Source organism: Heyndrickxia ginsengihumi (assembly GCF_011008565.1).
Classification (GTDB): domain Bacteria; phylum Bacillota; class Bacilli; order Bacillales; family Bacillaceae_C; genus Weizmannia; species Weizmannia ginsengihumi.
Genome location: NZ_JAAIWK010000002.1, coordinates 25,405 through 49,962, shown reverse-complemented (window position 1 = coordinate 49,962; position 24,558 = coordinate 25,405). Strand labels below are relative to the sequence as shown.

Here is a 24,558-nt window from a genome sequence, read left to right as displayed (position 1 = left end):
AATGGTTTCCTTGTGATACTTACTTGTCCCCATATAAAACAATATGCTTATGTTGATACAAATTAGACCATAAACAATTTCATTCTGCTAGCGAGATATAATGAGAAGTCATCAATGAAATAGAAAAACGAGAGTCTTTCATTATTATTGTCTCCTTTTACAAATTGTGAATAAATCATTAAGATAGAACTAACCTATTATTATTGGTTAAATTGTTTATTACAAAAAATGGATGTGAAAACAATGAAATTTCGAAAAAATCGTCTGCGGATATTAATTTGTATTGTCATTATTTTAGCGGCAATCTCTTTTATACGCTTGCCGTATTATATTGAGATGCCTGGCAGCGCCTTACAGCTTGCTCCAATTATTAAGGTTAAAGGAGGTTATCACGAAAAAGGGCAGCTGATGTTAACAACTGTTCGTATGGCAAGGGCAACTCCTTACTTATATGTTTGGGCGAAATTACACAAACATGACGATATTGTGCCGCTAGATGAAGTACGAGATAAAAATCAAACTGAAGAAGAGTACAATGTATACCAACTATATTTAATGGAAAATTCAAAGCATAATGCGATTGAAGTTGCTTTTTCAAATGCTCATAAGCCGTACAAGTCTCATTATAAAGGTATATATGTACTTGATGTTTATGATGATATGCCAGCTAGTAAAGTATTAAAAGTTGGTGATCGGGTGACAAAGGTCGATCATCATTCGTTCCAATCTTCCAAGCAATTTATGAATTACGTTGGTAAGAAAAAATTAGGGGATTCAGTAGCAATTACTTATATCCATGATCATAAGGAAAAGACAGCATCAGTTAAACTAGCGAGATTTAAGGAAAACAAAGATAAGGTTGGTATCGGTATTGGTTTAGTAGATGACCGCACGCTTACCTCGAATCCGTCTGTTAAAATGAATACAGAAAATATCGGAGGGCCATCGGCAGGGCTAATGTTTTCACTTGAAATTTATAATCAGTTAACGAAACAGGATATTACGAAAGGATATAAAATAGCGGGAACTGGAGAAATTGCTACAAATGGTGAGGTAGGAAGAATTGGCGGAATTGATAAGAAAGTCATTGCAGCAAGTAAAGCAGGAGCTGAAATCTTCTTTGCGCCGAATGATCATATTACGCCTGAAATGAAAAAGACAGATCCACATATAAAAACAAATTATCAAGAGGCGTTACAAGCTGCAAAGGATATTCATACAAAAATGAAAATTGTTCCTGTGAAAACCTTTAATGACGCGTTAAGCTATTTAAATCAACTGAAAGCAAAAGAGTGATATATGAAGATAAGAAGAAAGCTGGACAAAACTTAAAAGTAGTTAGCTAAAGACGAACATTGCACAACTCAGCTCCGAAAATAGAGGTAGACTCCTGTGGGCGGATCGCCAGCCACCTGCGGAAAGCGAAGGATATTTCCGGAGCGGAGTTGGAGCGCAATTTTCGGATTTTCTTTCGTTAATATACTTTTGTCCCAGCTTTTTTTATGTTTGAATAATAGGTGGTTCGCTATATTCTCTATGAAGCAAAAGACTGCGAGCCTTTGCATCTAATATTTGAGCAAAAACTTGAGTAGAGCGACTGTCTAATTCCATTACGCTTTCAAATTTCGCTGAAAACTTCGAAATAAGAGGAATACTCAATTGCTTTTTTATGGAGCGTAAATATTGTTTTCCTTGCTCATTCATTGCTAATAAACGAATATATTCAGGTCTTTTTTGGTGTTCCTTCATTTCCACTTTTTTTGTATTTGTTAAAATATGTACACACATTCTTTGAATTCGTGTCCAAGTATATCGCTTTGTTTTAACTAAATTCATAAATTCCGAAAAGCACTGAGCCTGTAATGCATATTTCTTTAGACGGTATTCAATGCCTTCCACTACTTCATATAGCTCACTTAAATCGTTTGCTGACGTTGTTAATAGTTTATATTGGAGGAATGGCCAATAATGATTCCAATGGTGAAAAGAACCGTATGTTTGCTTATAGTTGATCAAAGCTTGAAAACTTGTAGCAGGGACTACCTTCTTAATGTCAGAAATGTTGTCGCTTGAAAAAATAGCACGACGAATCGCTGTGGCGCTTGCGATTGTTTCTGAAGTAAAAGTTTGATCATGGTAATTCGCTGCTTTTCGGGAGATTGTAATGGGCCTCATATTTGTTTGCTGATGTTGAGCTGCAAGAATATAATGAAAGCCGAGAATATTATTCGGTAGTGATAAATCTATATCATCTTCTATAATACCTAATTGCTTAAAACCGGCAGATAATGAAGATGGGTAGCTCATTCCTTGTTTTATATGAGTGCGAATTGCTGTTTGGAAGCGCTGATTAGTAGTTGTATTTTGTAACATATTAGCAATTTTAACTAATGATTGAACATCGCCAGATTCACTTCCAAAACAGAAATTTTCACATCCCAATGCGTTTAAAAGAGCGATTGCTCCGTTAGCAAACATTTCTGCTTGTTGGACAGCAAATGTATATGGAAGTTCGATAACAAGATCAACACCTGCTTCTAATGCCATTTGTGCCCGCGCCCATTTGGAAACAATGGCAGGTTCCCCTCGTTGTAAAAAATTCCCGCTCATGACGGCAATAATCACGTCTGCATTTGTTTTGCGCCTTGCCTCTTTAATGTGATGCAAATGTCCATTGTGAAAGGGATTATATTCTACGACAATGCCTGTACTGATCAATCCAAATTCCACCTTTCTCTTATTTCTCGTCCATAAGTTTTTGTAGGCCCTTTTTCTGAAGGATTGTGTTTAAGAACTATTATTTACTGAAATGATTCATAAAGAAGTTGATTGGAATGGAAGGAGCGAGACATCTGCGGGAATAGCGGATTGCTGAGACCCAGCAGGCGTAAAGCGAGCACCCTGAAACGAAATCAACTCCTTTTAATAATAAAAAACGACAAAGTATACGAAAACAGCCTCGATATCAACAAATGTAAAAGATATTTGACAACCTAGCCATAACACCCTGTATTTTTTGTATAATAGAATGGATTAGATTAGATTTCTTCGTTAAATGCCAATTAAATTCTATTAAGAAGGATCGTTACTTTGTTACATAAAAAAATTGTGTTAAAATATTTTTACCATATTCATAAAAAAAAGCAATCTATTGGAAATGCAGAAAAATGAATCATGTTGGATATACTGATGATGTAAAGAAAAAATATTGACAAACGGTATAATGAAAGCTATAATTACCTTTGTTGTCTTGGGGTGATTTTTAATGAAATGGTCTACCATTCAGTTGCAAAAATTTCGAGACAAGAGTATTGAGATTGATGAAAATGTTGATGTTACTCAGGATTTAAAAAAATTGAATTCTGATATTCGCGATGCTTCTCCATTTCATATTACTGGAAATGGGAGAGTTACATCCGATAAGGTAACTTTTCAAATTCATATAGACGGTAATTTAGTTTTACCTTGTTCTAGAACTCTTGTTGATGTTAATTACCCGATTGATATTGAATCTACAGAAACATTTCTTCTTAAGCCGATTACATATGATGGATTGGAAGATGAAGAAGTGCATCGTGTCGATGGTGAAGTCATTGACTTAGTCCCGGTAATTAAAGAACTTATTTTACTTGATATTCCAATTCAAGTGTTTAGTGATGAAGCGAAAGATGACCAGCTTCCACATACAGAGAATTGGCAAGTAATAACAGAAGATCAGTATGAACAATTGGAAAAGAGCGCAGAAAAAGCGGTTGATCCGAGATTATCTGATCTAGCAAAGTTTTTTAGTCAAGACTCGGAAAAATAAATGACCCACTAACGGCTGTAAAAAATTACGTACTTATCTCTTATAAGGAGGTGGGAAGAATGGCTGTACCTTTTAGAAGAACATCTAAAACTGCGAAAAGAAAACGCCGTACACACTTCAAATTGCAAGTTCCTGGCATGGTTGAGTGCCCAAACTGCGGTGAAATGAAACTTGCACACCGCGTATGTCCATCATGCGGAACATATAAAGGTAAAGAAGTTGTGAGCAAGTAATTGATTTATTAAAATCAATAAAAAGGGTGAAGATACCATGGATCTTCACCCTTTTTTTATGCAAAAAAATATTCCTATGATATTTCTTATATAATCTTATCTTTTCGTTAGTCTATCTATTCTATTAAGAGCATATGAATAAATATAAAAAAATGCTTGGGGGGATAGATATGTCATTGGTTCGACAAGATGCATGGACACAAGATGAAGATTTGTTGCTTGCGGAGGTCGTCTTACGTCATATTCGTGAAGGCAGTACACAATTGCAAGCGTTTGAAGAAGTAGGAAGACAAATGAACCGCACAGCTGCTGCTTGTGGGTTTCGCTGGAATTCATACGTAAGAAAACAATATAAATCAGCAATAGAATTAGCAAAAAAACAACGAAAAGAGAGAAAACAGACTAAAAATGATGAAGAGCCACTGTCTGCTTATGAAAGCCCTGTGGAGGCAGAATACTCTCAGCCCGAGCAGGTCACATTTACTTTGCCTGCTGTTATAAACTATTTGCAGAAATTGCATGCAGAGTTTGAAGAAAAGAAACATGAGCAGACAGAATTACAACGTGGTGTAGATGACTGGAAAAATAAGTATGCAGAAGTGTACCGCTTATACCAAACCGAGAAAGAAAAATGTATGCGACTGCAACAGGAGTACCATTCTCTACTATCTTTTATGGATAAAGCTAGGAAATTAGGCGAGAAGGAAGTTTGATGTGTCAATAGTCACGTATAAGCGTTTTCCTGTAGTGTTACAGATACTTAATACATGCTAAGAACCTAGAGGATATCCTTACAGCCAAAGTAGGGGAAGCAGTATAATCTTTTGATGTTGGCTGGAAAGCTCGATAAAACGAAACATTCCACAAAGTTTAGGTGAACAAAAAATAACCCCCAATGTTTATACATTGGGGGTTATTTTATACGTTTATTTTGTTGATTGCTCTTGCAACTTAACGCCTGTAGGATACCATACCATAGGGTTTTCGCTTAAATCCCGCTCTACATTGTATGAGAGCGCCTCGAAGCCCATTTTTTCCCAAAATTCTTTTGATTTCATTCGAGAATTAGTTTTAATTGGCAAATTAAAACTTTTTGCAAAATCAACGAGTGCTCTTCCGTAGCCTTTAAATTGATAATTTGGTAATACCTCAAGCTTCCATAATTCCAAAAAAGTTTGTGGAGGGTCGAAATAAAGATCATATTTTTCGGAACGTTCGTATAAGCTCATACGTGCAACGAGTTTATCTGCAAAATAAATTCCGTAAAAAGGTGAATCGCTGCTATCTTCAATGATATTATCCTGTAAATCTTCAAGCATTGACAACTCTTGAGCGCCATATTCCTTGAATTGTTTGAACTCTTCCAACGTTTTATAATTAACTTTTAATTTTTCCACTTTAAATGACATCTATAAAACCCCCATTTTGTGTGAAATAACTTTATTCATCCATTTTCCCTTTATTGTTGTGAAGATTTTGCCTATTACTATCATTATATAACAAACTTGCGAATTTTTTAAACAAAATGATGAAAGCGATAGCAAAATATTTTTGTGGATTGTGAGCTCTTTTTTTACGAAAATGGTCTATTTTGATACAATAATACATAATAAACAATGGTGATGAGGTAGAAATGAAAATAGGAATTATTGGTGCTGGATCACTTGGACTTTTATATGGAGGATATTTAGCAACAGAACATGCAGTAACAATGTTTCCAAGATCATTGGAACAGGCGGAAAAATTATGTGAGCATGGTATTACAGTATGTGGTGAGAACTGTTTCCAAGTAAATGTCCTTTCAACGATGGATGTTTCAGCGTTAAATGAACAAGATGTAATCTTTGTGACAGTCAAACAATATCACTTAATGTCCATTGTAAACATGCTGAAGAATATTGAAAGTTCCATTCCTTTAGTGTTTTTGCAAAATGGAATGGGGCATCTAACGTTATTAGAGACATTGCCACAACAAATCATTCTTGTTGGGACTGTCGAACATGGAGCAACAAGAAAAAATGAAATGACAGTATCACATAATGGTGTGGGGAAAACAAACATTGCCTTTTTTTGTGGACATTCTGATCTGCTGTTAAAGTTTTTTTCTTCCCAACCTGAGCAATTTAAATTTGTACATCATGATCATTATGAATTGATGCTCCTCCATAAATGCTTTGCAAATGCAATGATTAATCCTTTAACAGCGATATTAAAGGTGAAAAATGGAGAGCTGATACGTAATTCATTTTATTATAAAATATTTCAATCTTTGTTCGAAGAATTAATATCCCTTTTTCCGCAATTAGATCGGGAAGCCATGTATCGCAGTGTGAAAAATCTTTGTTTAAGTACAAAAGAAAATGAATCATCGATGCTAAAAGATATAAAAAAAGGCTCAAAGACAGAGATTGATGCCATTTTAGGTTATATGTTAGGGAAGGCTAGCGAGAGGGAACAACACGTGCCGATTATGACAGCCATTTACCAAATCGTTAAAGGAATGGAACTGGACGGAACGATAAAATGATAAAGTTAGGCAGTCTTTTTCCTTTTTTTAATTAAAAATGCTATACTCAATTAGAAATTACGAACAGTAGAAAGGAAGAATCTTTGATGGAACTGGAAAACCTTTCAATTCCAGCAACTAATCGGTTTGCATCCCTTTACTTAGAACAAAAACAACCGGTGAAGGACTTTTTTCATTACGACATAAGGGATTCTTCTGTATTTAAAAGAAGAGCTCAAGATTTAAGAGAAAGAACATTTAACCGAGAAAAACTTGCGAATTGTATTGAACAATATATGAGAAAATTTCCGTCTGCTTCTGCGGTAGAACATTCCATAAAAAAACTACGAAATCATGATTCTGTTGTAGTAATTGGGGGACAGCAGGCAGGACTATTAACAGGGCCTCTATATACAATACATAAAATCATTTCAATTATAAAGCTAGCAAAAGAACAAGAAAAACTTTTAAATCAGCCTGTTGTTCCAGTATTTTGGATTGCTGGTGAGGATCATGATTATTTGGAAGTAAATCATGTATATGTAGAACGAGAACGCCAATTGAAAAAAATGAGTTATGTTGAAGGACCTATACAGAAAAAGATGGTTGCTGACATTACTTTAGAATCAGAAAATGTAAAAAAGTGGATTCATCAAATTTTTGAGCATTTAGGTGAAACCACCTATACAAAGGATATTTTGAAACAACTTGATTGTATTGTTGACAACTCAAATAATATGGTTGAATGTTTCGCTTTCATAATTAATGAACTGTTTAAAGAGTACGGCTTACTACTGATTGATTCGGCAAACCCGCTTTTACGTCAGCTTGAAACTTCTCATTTTAAAACGATTATCGAACATTATGACACGATTACAAAAGCGGTACTGGCTCAGCAAGAATTAATTCAGAAAGATCACTTTCCAAAAGCGATTGACATTTCTGAGGAAGCGCTGAATCTATTTTATTATGATGGAAAAGAAAGAATTTTATTAGAATATGATCGTGAACGTAATGGCTTTTTAGGAAAAAATACAGATCTTTATTTTACAAAAGAACAATTATTAGAGATTTGTGATACAATGCCAGAGCTGTTGAGCAATAATGTTGTGACAAGACCGCTCATGCAAGAATGGTTGTTCCCAACACTTGCATTTATCGGCGGTCCTGGTGAAATTGCTTATTGGGGCGAATTGAAACGTGTATTTGAAGCATTTAAATTTCATATGCCGCCAATGATACCGCGATTAAATATCACGTTGCTCGAACGCTCGATTCAAAGAGATATTGAAACATTGCAGCTATCTGTGGAGGAAGTTTTAAAACAAGGAACTGCAAATGAAAAAGAAGAGTATTGGAATACGATTAAAGAAGGGGAATATGATGATATCATCAATGAAATGAGAATATATCTTGAGGAGCAATACAAAAAGCTTTCGGCGCAAACTGATGATGGTATCCATCCTCTAATTGAGAAGAATCTCGCATTTCATACGGAACAATTTAATTTTTTACAGCGTAAGATATATGAACAAATTGAACGTAGACACGATGTAGTATTAGAAAAATATGCAAGGATTGAACGTTCATTGCGGCCTAATAATATACCGCAAGAAAGAGTTTGGAATGTATTTTACTTTATCAATAAATATGGACCAGATTTTATTCCATCATTAATGTCTTTAACTTACAGTTTTGATGGTACTCATAAATTAATTCGAATTTAACTGGCTATTTTTTAGCCAGTTTTTTTTATGTTGAAAAGCAGGTTGATTATTAAAAAATAAATTTTCCGATAAATGGTGCAGGAATTTTTTACCTTTAAGAGAATTAAAAAATTAAGTGGTGAAAGGTGGGGGATTGTGGTAAATTAAATATATAAAGTGGGAGGGTTGGATCTATTATGTTCATGGGTGAGTACCAACATAACATTGACACAAAAGGTCGTCTAATTGTCCCTGCCAAATTTAGGGAACAATTAGGGGAGATGTTCGTAATCACACGTGGACTAGATCGCTGCGTTTTTGGCTACCCCATGAGCGAATGGAAACAAGTTGAAGAAAAGTTAAAAACTCTCCCATTAACTAAAAAAGATGCCCGTGCCTTTACCCGTTTTTTCTTTTCAGGAGCAACTGAATGTGAATTGGATAAGCAAGGTAGAATCAACATCCCCACTCCGCTTATTCAATATGCGCAATTGGAAAAAGAATGTGTGGTTTTAGGGGTTTCCAATCGAATTGAGATTTGGAGTAAAGATATATGGGGAGAATATTTTTCAGAGTCAGAAGAATCTTTTGCGGAAATTGCAGAAAATCTAATTGACTTTGATTTATGATTCATTTCGATTGGAAAGGTGATAGAATTGTTTGAACATACGACAGTGTTATTAAAAGAAACAGTTGATGGATTGAATATTCGTCCTGATGGTATTTATGTAGATTGCACGCTTGGTGGCGCCGGTCACAGTGAATACTTACTTTCAAAATTATCTCCACAAGGTCATTTGTATGCTTTTGACCAGGATGAAACTGCAATTTCTCATGCGAAGCAACGGCTTCACAAATATGAGAACCAAATAACCTTTATAAAAAGCAATTTTCGGCATATTCAAACAGAATTGGCGAAACTGGGAGTTCATCAAGTTGATGGTGTTTTATATGATTTAGGTGTCTCTTCTCCACAATTAGATACTCCAGAAAGAGGCTTCAGCTATCGTTACGATGCACCGCTTGACATGCGAATGGATTTAGAGGGAGATATAACAGCATTTGATATTATCAACAAATGGCCATATGAAGATCTAGTTCGCATTTTCTTCCGCTACGGTGAAGAAAAGTTTTCAAAACAGATTGCTCGTAAAATTGAAGCGTATCGCGAAAAGGAACCCATTTCAACAACTAACCAGCTTGTAGAAATTATTAAAGATGCAATCCCCGCCCCTGCAAGACGAAAGGGTGGACATCCAGCCAAGCGTATTTTCCAAGCAATTCGTATTGCTGTCAATGATGAATTAGCTGCATTTGAAGATTCACTAAAAAATGCAATTGATCTTTTGAAGCCAAAAGGGAGAATTAGTGTTATTACCTTTCACTCATTAGAAGATCGAATTTGTAAAAATATTTTTAAAGAAGCTAGTCAAGTTAGAGACTTACCACCAGGACTGCCTATTATTCCTGATGAGTACAAGCCTATTTTAAAATTGGTTACAAGAAAGCCAATTTTACCAAGTGACCAAGAATTAGACGAAAACAATCGATCACGCTCAGCAAAATTAAGAATTGCTGAAAAATGTTGATAAAAGTGGAGGAGGGAGCTTATATTGAGTAATTTAGCAAGACAGCCAAAAGCTTATGTAGAACCACAAAGAAAGGTTGAGATAGAACATCAACCGATAAAAAGAAGATCTCAAATTACATTAGGGGAAAAAGTAATTGCCTGTGTGTTTGTGTTATTTATTTGTTTTATGGCAGTCAGAATTATCTCAACAGAAGCGGCCATTTATAAGGTAAACAGAAATATTGAAGACACTAAACAGACGATTCAAAACAAAAACAAGGTGATAGACGATTTGAAAGTGCAAGTAAGTGATTTAAGTCGTTATGATCGTATTTGGAAGAAGGCAAAAGAACTTGGTTTAAAATTAGATGAAAATAATGTTAAGGTTGTTGAAAATAAATGAATTCCAAAAAAATCTATACGAATTATGGAGCAGCAATATTATTTATAATATTTGGTCTGCTCTTTTTTATCTTACTTGTCCGGTTTTTGACGATTCAAATTACTGGACAGGCGGATGGCAAGGCGCTGGCAGCGAAGGCGGCGCAAAAATATTTACGGACGAATACGATTGAGGCGCAACGGGGAACGATTTATGACGATAATGGAGAAGTAATCGCTGAGAATATTACCTCTTATAATTTAGTCGCTATTCTCGATCAAAAAGCAACGATAGATCCTAGTCACCCTAAAAATGTCGTAGATAAACGAAAGACTGCAAAAGAGCTTTCTAAATATATTTCTTTATCTGAAAGTGAGATTTATGACATTTTAAATAAAAAAGGAAGATTCCAAGTTGAGTTTGGCAAGGCGGGGCAAGATATTCCCTACAATGTTAAGAAAAAGATCGATGCGCTCCATTTGCCAGGTATTACTTTTACTACAACATCTAAACGGGCATATCCGAATGGATCGTTTGCAGCCCATTTAATTGGGTATGCAAAAAATGATCCTAAAACTGACCAGCTTGTAGGCAAAATGGGTGTTGAAAAAAGCTACAACAAATATTTACAAGGGAAAAATGGAAAAATAAGCTATGAAGGCGATTTTTGGGGATACCTAATCCCAGATAGAAAGAAAAAAGTAACAAAGCCAAAAAATGGTGATGATGTCTATTTAACAATTGATAAAAAAATTCAGTCCTTTTTAGAGGATGCGATGGAAAAGGCTCAAAAAGAGTACAAACCTAAAAAAATTATTGCCATTGTAGCAGATCCTACAACAGGTAAGATACTTGCAATGGGCCAAAGACCAACCTTTGATCCTGAAACGTTAAAAGGAATATCCGACGCATGGCAGAATGAGGCAGTGGAAACAGCATATGAACCGGGATCAACAATGAAAATTTTTACTTTATCAGCAGCGGTGCAGGAAGGCGTTTTTAATCCAAATGCTACATACAAATCCGGGGTATTTCATGTGAAAAATGTACCGAATCCAATCAAAGACTGGAATAATGGCGTTGGTTGGGGAAGGATTACTTTCTTGGAAGGATTGCAAAGATCTTCTAATGTTGCCTTTGCGACGTTATTGGATTATATAAAACAAGATAAATTTAAGCAGTATTTAGAGGCATTCCATTTTGGCCAATCAACACATAGCGGATTGGCAGATGAAGCGACAGGGAAGATTTTATATGATTATCCAATTGAACGCTACACTACAGCATTTGGTCAAGGTACTACTGTAACAGCACTGCAAATGGTTCAGGCTGCAACGGCAGTAGCGAATGATGGTAAAATGATGAAACCATATGTAGTGGAAAAAATTAAGGATACTGATACGAACAAAACTAAAATTACAAAGCCAGAAGTAGTTGGCCATCCTATTAGTGCACAAACTGCGAAACAAGTAAGAGACTATCTTCGTACAGTTGTAACTAATAAGAAAAAAGGAACAGGGACGGTCTATAACATACCTGGCTATTCTGTAACGGGTAAAACAGGTACTGCGCAAATCCCTAATCCGAATGGTTCAGGATATATGATAGGTAAAGAAAATTATATTTTTTCTTTCCTTGGCATGGCTCCAAAAGATCATCCAAAATTAATTGTTTATGTAGCTGTACAGCAACCGCATCTAAAAGAAACAGAGACTGGTTCAGAACCAGTAGAAATGATATTTAACCCTGTAATGAAAAATAGCTTGCAGTATTTAAATATTAAACCAGAAAAAATGCCGGTTGCAAAGAATATTAAGCTACCTGATTTAATTGGTGAAAAGCCTTCTGATGCAAAAGCGTTATTGAAATCGAAAGGACTTACACCTGTTGTTTTAGGTGATGGTGATGAAGTGACGAATCAGTCACCTGCAAAAGGAGCAATTATGCTTCAAAACGGAAAAGTGTTATTAAAAACAAATGGTTATCAAAAAGTTCCTGATTTTACAGGATGGTCGAAACGTGATGTATTGAAAGCAGCCCAATTATTGAATTTGAAAATGCATGTAAGTGGAGACGGATACGCATTCTCGCAAAGCTTGCGTAAAGATTCAGTGGTTAGACCAGGTGATTCAATCACTGTTCAATTTGATACACCTTAATAAAAAAGAGGTTATAAACTGTACAGTCTTTTGATAGGAAACCCACTCGAGAAAATTTATTTTCTCGGGTGGGTTTTTATTTTATCTTTCCGCAAGCTTTACTACCCGCCTCTTTTTAAAAGAGGCTGCCTGTCTCCGTAATTGATTGACTACATGAGTCCCTGCAACAGAAGTCATCTCCCCTTCATTTTAAGAAGAGTTGCTATTTTACTATTATTGCTTCAAGCCTATTGATTGAGCGTAAGGGGCTTGACAGAAATGTAATATGCAGCATCAAATGGTACATGTTCTATTCATAAAAGTACAAGCATATATTGTCGCTAGGAGAACATGGACAAACAAAAGGAAAATCTATTAAACAATATCCTATTGGCTATAGGAGTATAATTGTTTTCTTTTCCTTATTTAGTGAGGGAGGCGTGACTTTTTGTGAAACGTGTATCAAATGTAACCGTTCGAAAGCGATTGGTAGCCGTCTTACTGTTTGGGATATTTGTATTTAGTATTATCGACGTTCGCTTAGGTTATGTTCAGTTTGCTTTAGGTGATATGCTGACGAATAAAGCAAAGGATTCGTGGAGTCGCGATATTCCTTTTGAACCTGAAAGAGGAAAAATCGAAGACCGCAATGGTGTTCCAATTGCTAGCAATCAAAGTGCACCAACTATTTTTGTTATTCCAAGGCAAGTAAAAGATCCGGGAGATACGGCTGAAAAATTAGCAAATGCATTAAATGCCAAGCCGGAAGATATTTATAAAGAGATAACGAAAATGACTTCAATTGTCCGTATAAAAGAGGGGAGAAAGGTTACGAATGAGAAAGCTAATATTGTTCGTAATTTAAAATTAAAAGGGGTATATATAGCAGAAGATTCAAAAAGGTATTATCCTTTCGGCAGCTATCTTTCGCACGTCCTAGGCTTTACAGGTTCAGATAATCAGGGACTTACAGGACTTGAACTTTATTATGATGATGTACTAAGCGGGAAGAAGGGTTCTGTTCAGTTTTATGCTGATGCGAAAGGGAAGCGCATGACAAAAATGTCAGATGAATATAAAGCGCCGAAAGATGGGCTAGATTTAAAATTAACTGTTGATACGAGAGTACAAACCATTATTGAGAGAGAATTAGATAACGCAGAAAAAAAATATCATCCCGATGGCTTAATTGCGATTGCCATGAACCCAAATACAGGTGAAATTCTTGGAATGTCAAGCAGGCCTACTTATAAGCCGGATAACTATAAAAATGTATCACAGCAAGTTTACAATCGTAATCTACCGATTTGGAGCACATATGAACCAGGATCAACCTTTAAAATTATTACATTAGCGGCTGCTCTACAGGAAAAGAAAGTGAATTTAACAAAAGATAAATTTTATGATTCAGGAGCTGTAAAGGTTGGAGGAGCCACACTTCATTGCTGGAAAAGAGGAGGACATGGTTCTGAAACCTTCTTACAAGTTGTGCAAAACTCATGTAACCCAGGATTTGTCGAATTGGGAGATCGTTTAGGAAAAAATACGCTTTTTAAATATATTCGAGACTTTGGTTTTGGGCAAAAAACAGGGATTGATCTATCTGGTGAGTCTTCTGGTATTCTTTTTAATACGAAAAAAGTCGGGCCAGTTGAACTAGCAACTACGGCATTTGGTCAAGGTGTATCGGTCACTCCTATACAGCAAGTTACCGCCGTATCTGCTGCCGTGAATGGAGGAATATTATATACGCCATACATTGCAAAAGAACTGGTAGATCCGGCTACAGGAGAAGTGGTCATGCGCAAGACACCTGTAGCCAAGAGAAGAGTTATTTCAGAGCAAACGTCTAAGCAAGTTCGTCATGCATTAGAAACAGTAGTTGCGCAAGGTACTGGTAAAAATGCATACGTAGATGGATATAGTGTCGGTGGTAAAACAGGAACGGCCCAAAAAGCAAAAAATGGGCATTACTTGGAAAACAACTATATCTTATCATTTATTGGATTTGCACCTGCGAATGATCCAAAAATCGTTGTTTATTTAGCAGTTGATAATCCAAAAAATACTGTTCAATTTGGTGGTACAGTAGCAGCTCCGATCGCTGGAACGATAATTGGTGATAGTTTGCGTGCAATGGGAGTAAAACCAAGTAAAAAACAACTTGAAAAAACTCGTACGTATTTTGAAACACCATCTGTCAAAGTTCCCGATTTAGTTGGACAAACGAAAAAAGAGATTATCAATGATTACTATGATTTTAAACTAGACATAAGTGGTTCTGGTAGTAAGGTCGTGAAACAATCACCGGAACCAGGTGTTAAAGTAGATGAAGGTTCGACAATTCGAATATATATGAAATAATTGTTAGGCGGCAAAAGGAAACTTATTGCCGCCCTCATTTTGTAATGAAAATGAAATGGGTTACATGACGATTTTTTTGAAATATGTGCAATGCTTCATAGATTAATGGCCATTTTTTTTGTAAAATAGAAAGGGATTGTCGTTGACTTTATTTAAAAAGGGTTTGTCTTTGCTAGAGGAAGGAATGGAAAAACATGAATTTACATACATTATTACGTGCTTTGCCTTTGGTGAACTTACCGAAGGAAAATCCAGAAATTACAGAGCTTGTTCAGGATAACCGTAAAGTGACAGAAGGCAGTTTGTTTATTTGTATTAAAGGTTTGACGGTAGACGGTCATCGGTTTGCTGAGGAAGCAGTACAAAAAGGGGCAGCCGCAGTTTTAGCTGAACATGAGTTAGATGTCAATGTGCCAGTTATCGTTGTGAAAAATACGAAGCGTGCAATGGCAATTTTAGCGGATGTTTTTTATGAGCAGCCAACAAGAAAAATGCAATTAGTGGGGATTACGGGAACGAACGGAAAGACAACGACTAGTCATTTAATTGAACAAATTTTCCGCAGTGCTGGTAGACGTACAGGGCTTATTGGCACAATGTACATGAAAATTATTGATCAAACAATTGAAACAAAAAACACGACGCCTGATAGTCTAACATTACAACATACTTTTAAAAAAATGGTCGACGAGCAAGTGTCCGATTGTGTTATGGAAGTATCTTCACATGCGCTCGTACAAGGAAGAGTTCATGGTTGTGATTATGATATTGCTGTGTTTACAAATTTAACGCAAGATCATCTTGATTATCATAAGACATTTGCTGAGTATCGCCGCGCAAAAAGCTTGTTGTTTGCGCAGCTCGGAAATTCTTTTGATCAGTCTCATCCAAAATATGCAATTTTAAATGCGGATGATCCTGCTTCAAAAGAATTTGAAGAAGTTACAGCCGCCCATGTTTTTACATATGCCATTGAGCAAAAAGCTGATTTTATGGCGAAAAATATTGTGATGAACCCTCATGGTATGTCTTTTACTCTTGTTACGCCGTTTGAAGAGCAGCAAGTGAATTTAAAGCTAATTGGGAAATTTAGTGTCTATAATGTATTGGCTGCAATCGCTACTGCATATATCGCTAATATTCCATTAAGAACAATTATTGAAGCAATTGAAAAGGTAGAAGGAGTGCGTGGACGATTCGAAACTGTTAGAGGTGGACAACAATTTACAGTCATTGTCGACTATGCGCATACACCTGATAGTTTAGAAAATGTTTTGAAAACTGTACAACAATTCGCCGAAAAAAGAATATTTGTCGTTATAGGATGCGGCGGTGACCGTGATAAAACAAAACGCCCAATTATGGCGAACATTGCATGTCAACTTGCAACTGATCCAATTTTCACTTCTGACAACCCACGTAGTGAAGATCCATTAGCGATTCTCCGTGATATGGAAGCTGGGGTAGAAGGGAAACAATATAAAGTTATTCCTGATCGTAAAGAAGCAATTCAGTATGCAATTGATCGAGCTGAAGAAGGGGACGTTGTGTTAATAGCAGGAAAAGGGCATGAAACTTACCAAATTATTGGCGAAAATGTTATTGATTTTGATGATCGACAAGTTGCTTTAGAAATGATAAAGGAGCGACAATAATGTTATCATATCAAGATATTTATCATCATTTTAAAACAACACAAGGTGTAAAAGATTTTGCAATGAACTTTCATACGGTCTCTATTTTTGCTAATGTACAGCAACCAAAGGGACTTTTTATTGCATTAGAGGAGGAGCCTGATCTGCTTACTGCTATTTCCAATGGGGCAATTGCGGCAATTTGGAAAAAGGATCAATTGGTTCCAAAGTATACACCAAATGATTTCCCAATTATTTTTGTTGACGATCCAGCTTCTGCACTCGAACAAATTGGGGAAGAATATATAAAAAATATTGAAAGTAAGGGTTATGAAATGAGTACATCTTTTGTTTTTAAAGCACCAAATCATTCAAATGAGCCGTATACATATGATTTTTCTACGAATCATAGTCGGGAAAGTTTTTTAAGCACGCTTAAAGGGAAAAGGAGGGGATAAAAATGATGGAACAAGTTTTATTTATGACCATATTAATGGGCTTTTTAATTACGGTCTTATTATCACCAATTTTTATCCCTTTTCTCCGGAGATTAAAATTCGGGCAAAGCATTAGAGAGGAAGGTCCGAAATCACATCAGAAAAAATCTGGAACACCGACAATGGGTGGAATTGTCATTCTTATTTCAATTCTTATTACAACTTTAGTAATGACAGGAAAATTTTCTGATGTGTCAGTACCAACAGTAAAAACGGTGCTACTTTTATTGGTAACTATTGGCTTTGGATTGTTAGGTTTCCTTGATGATTTTATAAAAGTTGTTATGAAGCGAAATTTAGGGCTAACATCTAAACAAAAATTGTTAGGGCAAATCGTTATTTCAGTTATATTTTATTTGATTTTTAGACATTATCATTTGTCTTCAGAAATAACCATTCCGTTTATCGATAAAACGGTAAATCTTGGTTGGTTTTATGTTGTTTTGATTATTTTCTGGCTCGTTGGATTTTCAAATGCTGTGAACTTGACAGACGGTCTTGATGGCCTTGTATCTGGAACTTCAGCAATTGCATTTGGAGCATTTGCTGTTTTAGCATGGAATCAATCACAATATGATATTGCTGTTTTTTCAGTAGCAGTTGTAGGGGCAGTTTTAGGATTTCTTGTCTTTAATGCCCACCCCGCTAAAGTCTTTATGGGGGATACTGGTTCATTAGCACTTGGCGGAGCGATCGCAAGTATTGCGATTTTAACGCATTTAGAATTATTGCTTATTATTATTGGCGGTGTATTTGTAATTGAAACTTTATCCGTCATTTTGCAAGTTATCTCATTTAAAACAACAGGAAAACGTATTTTCCGAATGAGTCCTTTACATCACCATTACGAACTTGCAGGATGGTCTGAGTGGAGAGTAGTTGTGACGTTTTGGGCAGTCGGTCTGTTATGTGCAATTTTAGGAATTTATATTGAGGTGTGGATGTAAAGTGAAAACTATTAATGATTATCAGCATAAAAAAATATTAGTCCTTGGGTTAGCGAAGAGCGGAGTTAGTGCTGCTTCGCTTTTACATAAGTTGGGGGCGTTTGTAACGGTTAATGATTTTAAACCGTTAGAAGAAAATCCCGATGCTCAAGGTTTATTAGAGCAAGGGATTAAAGTAATTTGTGGAAGCCATCCAATTGAATTATTAGATGAAGGATTTGAGCTAATCGTTAAAAATCCTGGAATCCCTTATACAAATCCATTAGTGGCAGGTGCTTTAGAACGTAATATCCCTATTATTACTGAAGTTGAGCTTGCTTACCAAATTACAGAAAGTGAAATTGTAGGCATTACAGGAACGAATGGAAAAACAACAACAACTACATTAATTTATGAAATTTTTAAGGCAGATAAACGGCTTGATCCGCTTATTGCAGGAAATATTGGTAAGGTCGCATCAAAAGTCGCACAGACAGCAAAAAAAGATCAGCAAATGATTATTGAACTCTCATCTTTTCAATTAATGGGAATCCGGACATTTCGTCCTCATATCGCGATCATTACAAATCTTTATGAGGCACATTTAGATTACCATGGAACAAAGCAAGAATATGCAAAAGCAAAATCGAATATTACGAAAAACCAAACGGAAGATGATTTTCTTATCGTCAATAATGACCAGAAAGAATTAGTTGAACTTGTTCGTTTTTCTAAGGCAAAACTAATTCCATTTTCAACGAAGGAATATTTAGAAAATGGCTGTTCTTTATATGATGGCTATATTACATTCCGTGGTGAAACGATTATACATCGCAATGAAATTGTTTTACCTGGAGATCATAATTTAGAAAATATTTTAGCTTCAGTAGCGGCAGCGAAATTAATGGGTGCTGAAAATGAAGCAATTAGAAAGGTTTTAACAACTTTTACAGGTGTAAAACATCGTACACAATTTGTTGCCGAAATTGATGGACGCAAGTTTTATAACGATTCAAAGGCAACGAATATTTTAGCTTGTACAAGTGCATTAAAAGCTTTTAATCAGCCAACTATCTTACTTGCTGGTGGGCTAGATCGCGGAAATGGCTTTGACGAATTAATCCCAAGTTTAACAAATGTTAAAGCAATGATCTTATTTGGACAAACAGCTCCAAAATTGGAGGAAACAGCAAAAAAGGCAGGAATAGAAACAATTATCCGTGTGGATAACGTTGAAAAGGCTGTGCCAGTTGCCTTTGAATTGTCCGAACCTGGAGATTGCATTCTACTTTCGCCAGCATGCGCAAGCTGGGATCAATATAAATCTTTTGAAATTCGCGGTGATATTTTCATTAATGCTGTGCATAAGCTTAAGTAAGGGCTTGACCAAATGCAGTAGGTGTCTCTATTTCCGTGAACAGCTCGATCGTAAAAAGAGATGGTTGATGTGATTGTACATTTTTATAAGAATGGTGTGTACTATGAAAGACCAACAAATAATACGAACCTTTTTTGAGACAGTATGCTTTTAATTTTGTGTCCAGCCCTAATAATTACTTTGAGGTGTTCGGAATGCCATCAAAAAAATCTAATCCTGATTTTCTTTTAATCATGGTGACATTAGCATTATTGGCGGTTGGGCTCATGATGGTTTATAGTGCGAGTGCGATTTGGGCTGAATATAAATTTCATGATGCATTTTATTTTGCTAAACGTCAGTTTCTTTTCGCTGGTATCGGCATCGTTGCGATGTTTTTTATTATGAGAATTGACTATTGGACGTGGCGTACATGGGCAAAACTTATTTTGCTTATTTGTTTTGTATTGCTTATTCTCGTATTAATACCCGGTATCGGAATGGTGAGAAATGGTTCGAGAAGCTGGATTGGAGTTGGGGCCTTCTCAATTCAGCCGTCTGAGTTTATAAAATTAGCGATGATTGCTTTCCTCGCAAAATTTTTATCTGAAAATCAGAAGCATATTACGACAGTAAAAAAGGGACTGCTACCATCTTTAGGTTTAACATTTTTGGCATTTGGAATGATCATGCTTCAACCAGATTTAGGGACCGCAACCGTAATGCTTGGCACTTGTGTCGTGATGATTTTTGTTTCCGGTGCAAGAGTGATGCATTTTGTCATGTTAGGTTTAATGGGGATTGCGGGGTTTGTTGCTTTAATCATTTCCGCACCTTATCGAATGGAGAGAATTACATCGTTTTTAGATCCATGGCAGGACGCTTTAGGCAGTGGGTTCCAAATTATTCAATCTCTTTACGCTATTGGACCTGGGGGCTTATTCGGATTAGGGCTAGGGCAAAGTAGACAAAAATTCTTTTACTTACCTGAGCCGCAAAATGATTTTATTTTTGCGATCCTATCTGAGGAATTAGGTTTTATTGGAGGGACATTCGTTTTATTATTATTTGCCCTTTTATTATGGAGAGGAATTAGAATAGCGTTAGGTGCCCCGGATTTGTTTGGAAGTTTTTTAGCTGTTGGGGTTATATCGATGATTGCTATTCAGGTGATGATTAACATTAGCGTTGTTACAGGATTGATGCCCGTTACCGGAATTACTCTACCATTCATAAGCTATGGAGGTTCATCTTTAACATTAATGCTTATGGCTGTAGGAGTGCTGTTAAATATAAGCCGCCATGCAAGGTTATGACGGATACTAAAAAGAATCCCTTTAAAAAAGGATTCTCAGATTGTCGACAAAAGGCATCGAGAGCACTTACTCTCGATGTCTTTTATCATTTTTGAATGGAATTGCGGTAAAAAGAAATGTATTCATGTTGAGATCATTTTGTTAATCAAGCTGTTCAATTGTCATTTACTTTAGAATAAGGATAAAAAATAAATAATCATAAGGTGATCCTTGAAAAGATTGAATATAGTATCAAAGTCCTGAAAACAACCTGAATAATCAACATGGAATGATTAAAAATAAGACATCAGCCCTATGGCTTTTTATGTAAGAATACAAGTATATGACATTTATTTAATTTCTCTTTTAATGTTCTCCAAATGTAGTTTAAAATATAGTAATATATAACAATGAGCAGTTTAAAATGAAGATGATTTTTATCATAAATTTAGAATGTCTGTAATTCGTTTGAGGTGAAAAAATGAGAATTATTGTTAGTGGTGGCGGAACTGGTGGCCATATTTATCCAGCTTTAGCATTAATAAGAACGATTAAGGCTAAGCATCCAAATACTGAGTGCTTGTACATAGGGACAGAGAAAGGATTAGAATCCAAACTTGTACCAAGAGAAAATATCCCTTTTAAAGCAATCCATATAACTGGTTTTAAACGTTCTCTTTCAATTGAAAATGTAAAAACCGTTTTGCGCTTTATTAAAGGAGTTAAGCAATGTAAAAAGATGATTAAAGAGTTTAAGCCTGATGTTGTTATAGGAACAGGTGGATACGTATGCGGACCAGTTGTTTATGCAGCAGCAAAGCTTAAAGTTCCAACAATTATTCATGAACAAAATAGTGTACCGGGGTTAACTAATAAATTTTTAAGTAGATATGTAAATAAAGTAGCAGTCTGTTTCGATTCGGCTAAAGACTTTTTTGATCACAAGAAAGTAGTTTTAACTGGAAATCCTAGAGCATCTGAAGTACTAGGACAACGTGATAAAAAAGTATTGCAAACATTCCATTTGAAAGAAAATATTCCTACGGTATTAATTTTCGGTGGCAGCCGAGGGGCGCGTCCAATTAATGAGGCAGTGATAAAAGCATTGGCCAATTTTGTAGGGAAATCTTATCAAGTTATTTATGCAACAGGCGATGTTCATTATGAAGCTGTGCAAAAGGAAATTTCGCTAATTGGTCAGGTAGATAATGTCAGTGTTGTTCCATTTATTCATAATATGCCAGAAGTGTTACGTGCTGTTGATCTTGTAGTGGCTAGGGCTGGAGCAACGACACTTGCTGAATTAACTGCTCTAGGAGTTCCTAGCATATTAATTCCAAGTCCGTATGTGACGAATAACCACCAAGAAAAAAATGCAAGGGCATTAACGGAAAAACACGCTGCTTTAATGCTTCTTGAAAAAGATTTGACAGCTACAAAGCTAATTGAAACGATTGATCAAATTTTATTAGATAAAGACCAAACAATAAAAATGCGAGAAGCCGCTCGGAAATTAGGAATCCCCGATGCTTCCGAGAGACTGTATCAAGTAATGGAATCTTTAGCTGAATCCCGGTCATGATTTCAATGGGATTTAGCGATCGTGTTCCAATTTACATGCCAGCATAAAGAAATGGACTTCTAGCCTTTCAAATATGCATATGTTTTTAAAGCAATTTTGCTAAATAAAATTGGATAAGTTTTGATTAGAGAGGGGGATTGGAATGGTCAGTCAAGATAAAAATATTGTTTCAATTGAAGATCGAATCCCGAAATTGAAACAGCAACGTAAACGTAAAACCAATCGACGACTTATTTTATTGATTTCTAGTTTCTTTCTTCTGGTAATATTTATTATTTATTTTCAATCCCCACTTAGTCATGTAAAGCAAGTACAGGTTACGGGAAACGAGACAGTTGAAAAGCAGGAGATTATTAAAAAAAGTGGCATTTCATCAAAAACGAATATATGGAATATTAGAAAGAAAAATATTGCCGAGAAAATAGAATCTATACCTGAAGTTAATCAGACGACCATTCATATCGCTCTGCCAAATACCATTCAAATACATATAAAAGAGCATACTAAGATTGGCTATTTACAAAATAAAACGAATCTATACCCTGTATTAGAAGATGGCACGATCGTTCACCATGCTCTGCATTATGTTTCAACAGATGCGATTATTTTTACAAACTTTAAAGAAGATCGTGTATTAAAAGACATGTTGCAACAATTTAAAAAATTACCGAAACAAATTGTATCATCTATTTCTGAAGTTAAATATACGCCTTCAAAAATGGATAAAGAATTAATTACATTATATATGAACAATGGATTCGAGGTACGAGCAAGTATTCCAACTTTTGCCGAAAAAATGGTTCATTATCCGTCAATTATTAGTCAATTGAATCCAAATCAGAAGGGTGTTATTGATTTAGAAGTAGGGTCTTATTTTAAAGCTTTTGACACAAAGAAGAAACATTAGTAATATTGCATATTTCGCTTTTCACTAGATACATCTTAGTGTAGACTTATATTAAAATAATATTTTTATATGATGTCTATTAATAAGGTTTTAAGATGTCAATGTCATTCTTCTAAATCTAATACTAGAATAATTTTCGTGAATGTAGAAAAAATTCTTGATTTAGAAAGGGATTTTCATACAAGTATAGAATACTTTCATTAACTTTATAATTTTCTTACATAATTATATGTATTGATTTATTGAAAATTCAATGATTGTAAACATAACAATAAAAATAATAGATATTTGATCGTTAAGGCAAAGGGAGGTGCCATAGTATGAACAACAATGATTTATATGTAAGTTTAGACATCGGTACATCTACCACGAAAGTAATCATCTCAGAAATGGTGAATGATTCTATCAATATCATTGGAGTTGGCAATGTCGAATCAGAAGGTATTAAAAAAGGGGCAATTATTGATATAGATGAAACTGTTCATTCTATCAGAAAGGCAATTGGAGAAGCAGAAAGAATGGTTGGAATGAATATCAATAATGTAATCGTCGGAATCCCAAGTAACCACGTAGTTTTACAGACTTGTCACGGAGTTGTTGCTGTTTCAAGTGAAAATCGTGAAATAACGGATGAAGATGTTGCCAGAGTAATGGATGCGGCCCAAGTAATGTCAATTCCTCCAGAAAGAGAGATCGTCAATGTCATTCCTAAGCAATTTATAGTGGATGGATTAGATGAGATCAATGATCCTCGTGGTATGATTGGTGTTCGTTTAGAAATGGAAGGAATTATTGTAACTAGTTCAAAAACAGTGTTACATAATATCTTACGATGTGTTGAACGGGCAGGGCTTACGATTTCGGAAATTGTCCTGCAACCTTTGGCTGCAGGAGCAATAGCATTATCAAAAGATGAAAAAGAGTTAGGGACCGTTTTAGTTGATATTGGCGGTGGCTGTACGACATTAGCTGTTTTTGAAAACGGACATATTAAAGCTACAAGTGTATTACCTGTTGGTGGCGATAATATTACGAAAGATTTGTCTATTGTTCTTAGGACTTCTACAGAAGATGCTGAGAGGGTGAAGGTGAAGCACGGACATGCTTTCAGTCCAGATGCATTAGAAGATGAAGTTTTTAATGTACCAATTATCGGAAGTAATCAACAGGAAAGATTTAACCAATTGCAAATTTCTGATATTATAGAAGCTAGATTGGAAGAAATGTTTTTATTTGTACAACAAGAATTAAAACGTATGGGGATTGTTGATTTGCCTGGCGGGATTGTTTTAACAGGTGGTACGGCAAATTTACCAGGAGTACTAGAACTTGCTCAATCAGTATTTCAAAATCGAGTAAGAATGGCAATTCCTGACTATATTGGTGTAAGAGAGCCACAATATACTACTGCTGTAGGTTTAATCAATTATGCTTATAAAAACGCCAGACTACAAGGCAGAAACGTAAGCTCGACAACAGTTCAGACAGAATACGTTGAAAAAAAACCGGTAAAGGCATCTCAACCGAAGCAAAAACATGAGCCTAGAAATCAAGAAGATAAGCTTTCTTCTAAAATGAAAAAGTTTTGGGGCATATTTTTTGAGTAGTTTGATAGGAGATCATTACTGGTTTATAGATTGAATTAAGTTTCAA

21 protein-coding genes are annotated in these 24,558 nt (G+C 35.5%); 19 read left to right on the top strand and 2 right to left on the bottom strand.

Annotated elements, in window-relative coordinates:
* Positions 1–243 precede the first annotated feature (243 nt).
* The gene (locus G4D61_RS01645) at positions 244–1,296 is read left to right on the top strand and encodes a SepM family pheromone-processing serine protease (protein ID WP_025730129.1); all 1,053 of its coding nucleotides are present in this window, start codon (positions 244–246) and stop codon (positions 1,294–1,296) included.
* A gap of 204 nt (positions 1,297–1,500) precedes the next feature.
* On the opposite strand, the gene G4D61_RS01640 is transcribed toward G4D61_RS01645, so the two are convergent.
* Complete coding sequence (locus G4D61_RS01640; protein ID WP_035355473.1) at positions 1,501–2,718, bottom strand: nucleotidyltransferase; 1,218 nt, start codon at positions 2,716–2,718, stop codon at positions 1,501–1,503.
* A 547-nt stretch (positions 2,719–3,265) separates the two neighbouring features.
* Between G4D61_RS01640 and G4D61_RS01635 the strand changes: the two genes are divergently transcribed.
* The 3 genes from G4D61_RS01635 (at position 3,266) to G4D61_RS18415 (ending at position 4,754) form a co-directional block, all read left to right on the top strand.
* Complete coding sequence (locus tag G4D61_RS01635) at positions 3,266–3,808, top strand: YceD family protein (RefSeq protein WP_025730126.1); 543 nt, start codon at positions 3,266–3,268, stop codon at positions 3,806–3,808.
* Positions 3,809–3,867: 59 nt separating this feature from the next.
* Positions 3,868–4,041, top strand: a complete 174-nt coding sequence (gene rpmF / locus G4D61_RS01630; RefSeq protein WP_025730124.1) for a 50S ribosomal protein L32 — start codon at positions 3,868–3,870, stop codon at positions 4,039–4,041.
* Between the two features lie 170 nt (positions 4,042–4,211).
* The gene (locus G4D61_RS18415; protein ID WP_025730123.1) at positions 4,212–4,754 is read left to right on the top strand and encodes an RsfA family transcriptional regulator; all 543 of its coding nucleotides are present in this window, start codon (positions 4,212–4,214) and stop codon (positions 4,752–4,754) included.
* Positions 4,755–4,967: 213 nt separating this feature from the next.
* Here G4D61_RS18415 and G4D61_RS01620 read toward each other — a convergent pair whose 3' ends face one another.
* Entirely contained in the window at positions 4,968–5,450 is a 483-nt protein-coding gene (locus G4D61_RS01620; protein WP_025730121.1) for an N-acetyltransferase, read from the bottom strand.
* Between the two features lie 224 nt (positions 5,451–5,674).
* On the opposite strand from G4D61_RS01620, the gene G4D61_RS01615 reads away from it, so the two are divergent.
* The 15 genes from G4D61_RS01615 to ftsA all read left to right on the top strand — a co-directional run bounded on the left by G4D61_RS01615 (position 5,675) and on the right by ftsA (position 24,512).
* The gene (locus tag G4D61_RS01615) at positions 5,675–6,568 is read left to right on the top strand and encodes a 2-dehydropantoate 2-reductase (protein ID WP_163173084.1); all 894 of its coding nucleotides are present in this window, start codon (positions 5,675–5,677) and stop codon (positions 6,566–6,568) included.
* Positions 6,569–6,654: 86 nt separating this feature from the next.
* The gene (bshC, locus tag G4D61_RS01610; RefSeq protein ID WP_025730116.1) at positions 6,655–8,274 is read left to right on the top strand and encodes a bacillithiol biosynthesis cysteine-adding enzyme BshC; all 1,620 of its coding nucleotides are present in this window, start codon (positions 6,655–6,657) and stop codon (positions 8,272–8,274) included.
* A gap of 176 nt (positions 8,275–8,450) precedes the next feature.
* The gene (gene mraZ, locus G4D61_RS01605; protein WP_025730114.1) at positions 8,451–8,882 is read left to right on the top strand and encodes a division/cell wall cluster transcriptional repressor MraZ; all 432 of its coding nucleotides are present in this window, start codon (positions 8,451–8,453) and stop codon (positions 8,880–8,882) included.
* A 27-nt stretch (positions 8,883–8,909) separates the two neighbouring features.
* The gene (gene rsmH / locus G4D61_RS01600; protein ID WP_025730112.1) at positions 8,910–9,842 is read left to right on the top strand and encodes a 16S rRNA (cytosine(1402)-N(4))-methyltransferase RsmH; all 933 of its coding nucleotides are present in this window, start codon (positions 8,910–8,912) and stop codon (positions 9,840–9,842) included.
* 24 nt (positions 9,843–9,866) lie between these two features.
* Positions 9,867–10,226: a cell division protein FtsL gene (gene ftsL / locus G4D61_RS01595; RefSeq protein WP_025730110.1), complete on the top strand. Its 360-nt coding sequence runs from the start codon at positions 9,867–9,869 to the stop codon at positions 10,224–10,226.
* Positions 10,223–12,364: a penicillin-binding protein gene (locus G4D61_RS01590; RefSeq protein WP_025730109.1), complete on the top strand. Its 2,142-nt coding sequence runs from the start codon at positions 10,223–10,225 to the stop codon at positions 12,362–12,364. The genes ftsL and G4D61_RS01590 overlap by 4 nt, the downstream gene beginning before the upstream one ends.
* A gap of 429 nt (positions 12,365–12,793) precedes the next feature.
* The gene (locus tag G4D61_RS01585; protein ID WP_025728834.1) at positions 12,794–14,707 is read left to right on the top strand and encodes a stage V sporulation protein D; all 1,914 of its coding nucleotides are present in this window, start codon (positions 12,794–12,796) and stop codon (positions 14,705–14,707) included.
* A 194-nt stretch (positions 14,708–14,901) separates the two neighbouring features.
* Positions 14,902–16,362, top strand: coding sequence for a UDP-N-acetylmuramoyl-L-alanyl-D-glutamate--2,6-diaminopimelate ligase (locus G4D61_RS01580; RefSeq protein ID WP_025728832.1), 1,461 nt, complete (start codon positions 14,902–14,904; stop codon positions 16,360–16,362).
* Positions 16,362–16,799, top strand: a complete 438-nt coding sequence (locus G4D61_RS01575; RefSeq protein ID WP_025728830.1) for a hypothetical protein — start codon at positions 16,362–16,364, stop codon at positions 16,797–16,799. Before G4D61_RS01580 ends, G4D61_RS01575 begins: the two co-directional genes overlap by 1 nt.
* A gap of 2 nt (positions 16,800–16,801) precedes the next feature.
* Positions 16,802–17,785, top strand: coding sequence for a phospho-N-acetylmuramoyl-pentapeptide-transferase (mraY, locus tag G4D61_RS01570; protein WP_025728828.1), 984 nt, complete (start codon positions 16,802–16,804; stop codon positions 17,783–17,785).
* Position 17,786: 1 nt separating this feature from the next.
* Positions 17,787–19,142, top strand: a complete 1,356-nt coding sequence (gene murD / locus G4D61_RS01565) for a UDP-N-acetylmuramoyl-L-alanine--D-glutamate ligase (RefSeq protein ID WP_025728826.1) — start codon at positions 17,787–17,789, stop codon at positions 19,140–19,142.
* Between the two features lie 194 nt (positions 19,143–19,336).
* Positions 19,337–20,437, top strand: a complete 1,101-nt coding sequence (gene spoVE / locus G4D61_RS01560; protein ID WP_035355465.1) for a stage V sporulation protein E — start codon at positions 19,337–19,339, stop codon at positions 20,435–20,437.
* Positions 20,438–20,897: 460 nt separating this feature from the next.
* Entirely contained in the window at positions 20,898–21,998 is a 1,101-nt protein-coding gene (gene murG, locus G4D61_RS01555; RefSeq protein ID WP_025728822.1) for an undecaprenyldiphospho-muramoylpentapeptide beta-N-acetylglucosaminyltransferase, read from the top strand.
* Between the two features lie 142 nt (positions 21,999–22,140).
* Positions 22,141–22,905, top strand: coding sequence for a cell division protein FtsQ/DivIB (locus G4D61_RS01550; protein WP_025728820.1), 765 nt, complete (start codon positions 22,141–22,143; stop codon positions 22,903–22,905).
* 320 nt (positions 22,906–23,225) lie between these two features.
* Positions 23,226–24,512 (top strand): cell division protein FtsA, encoded by a 1,287-nt coding sequence (gene ftsA / locus G4D61_RS01545; RefSeq protein WP_025728817.1) that lies wholly within the window; start codon positions 23,226–23,228, stop codon positions 24,510–24,512.
* The last annotated feature ends 46 nt before the right edge of the window (positions 24,513–24,558 follow it).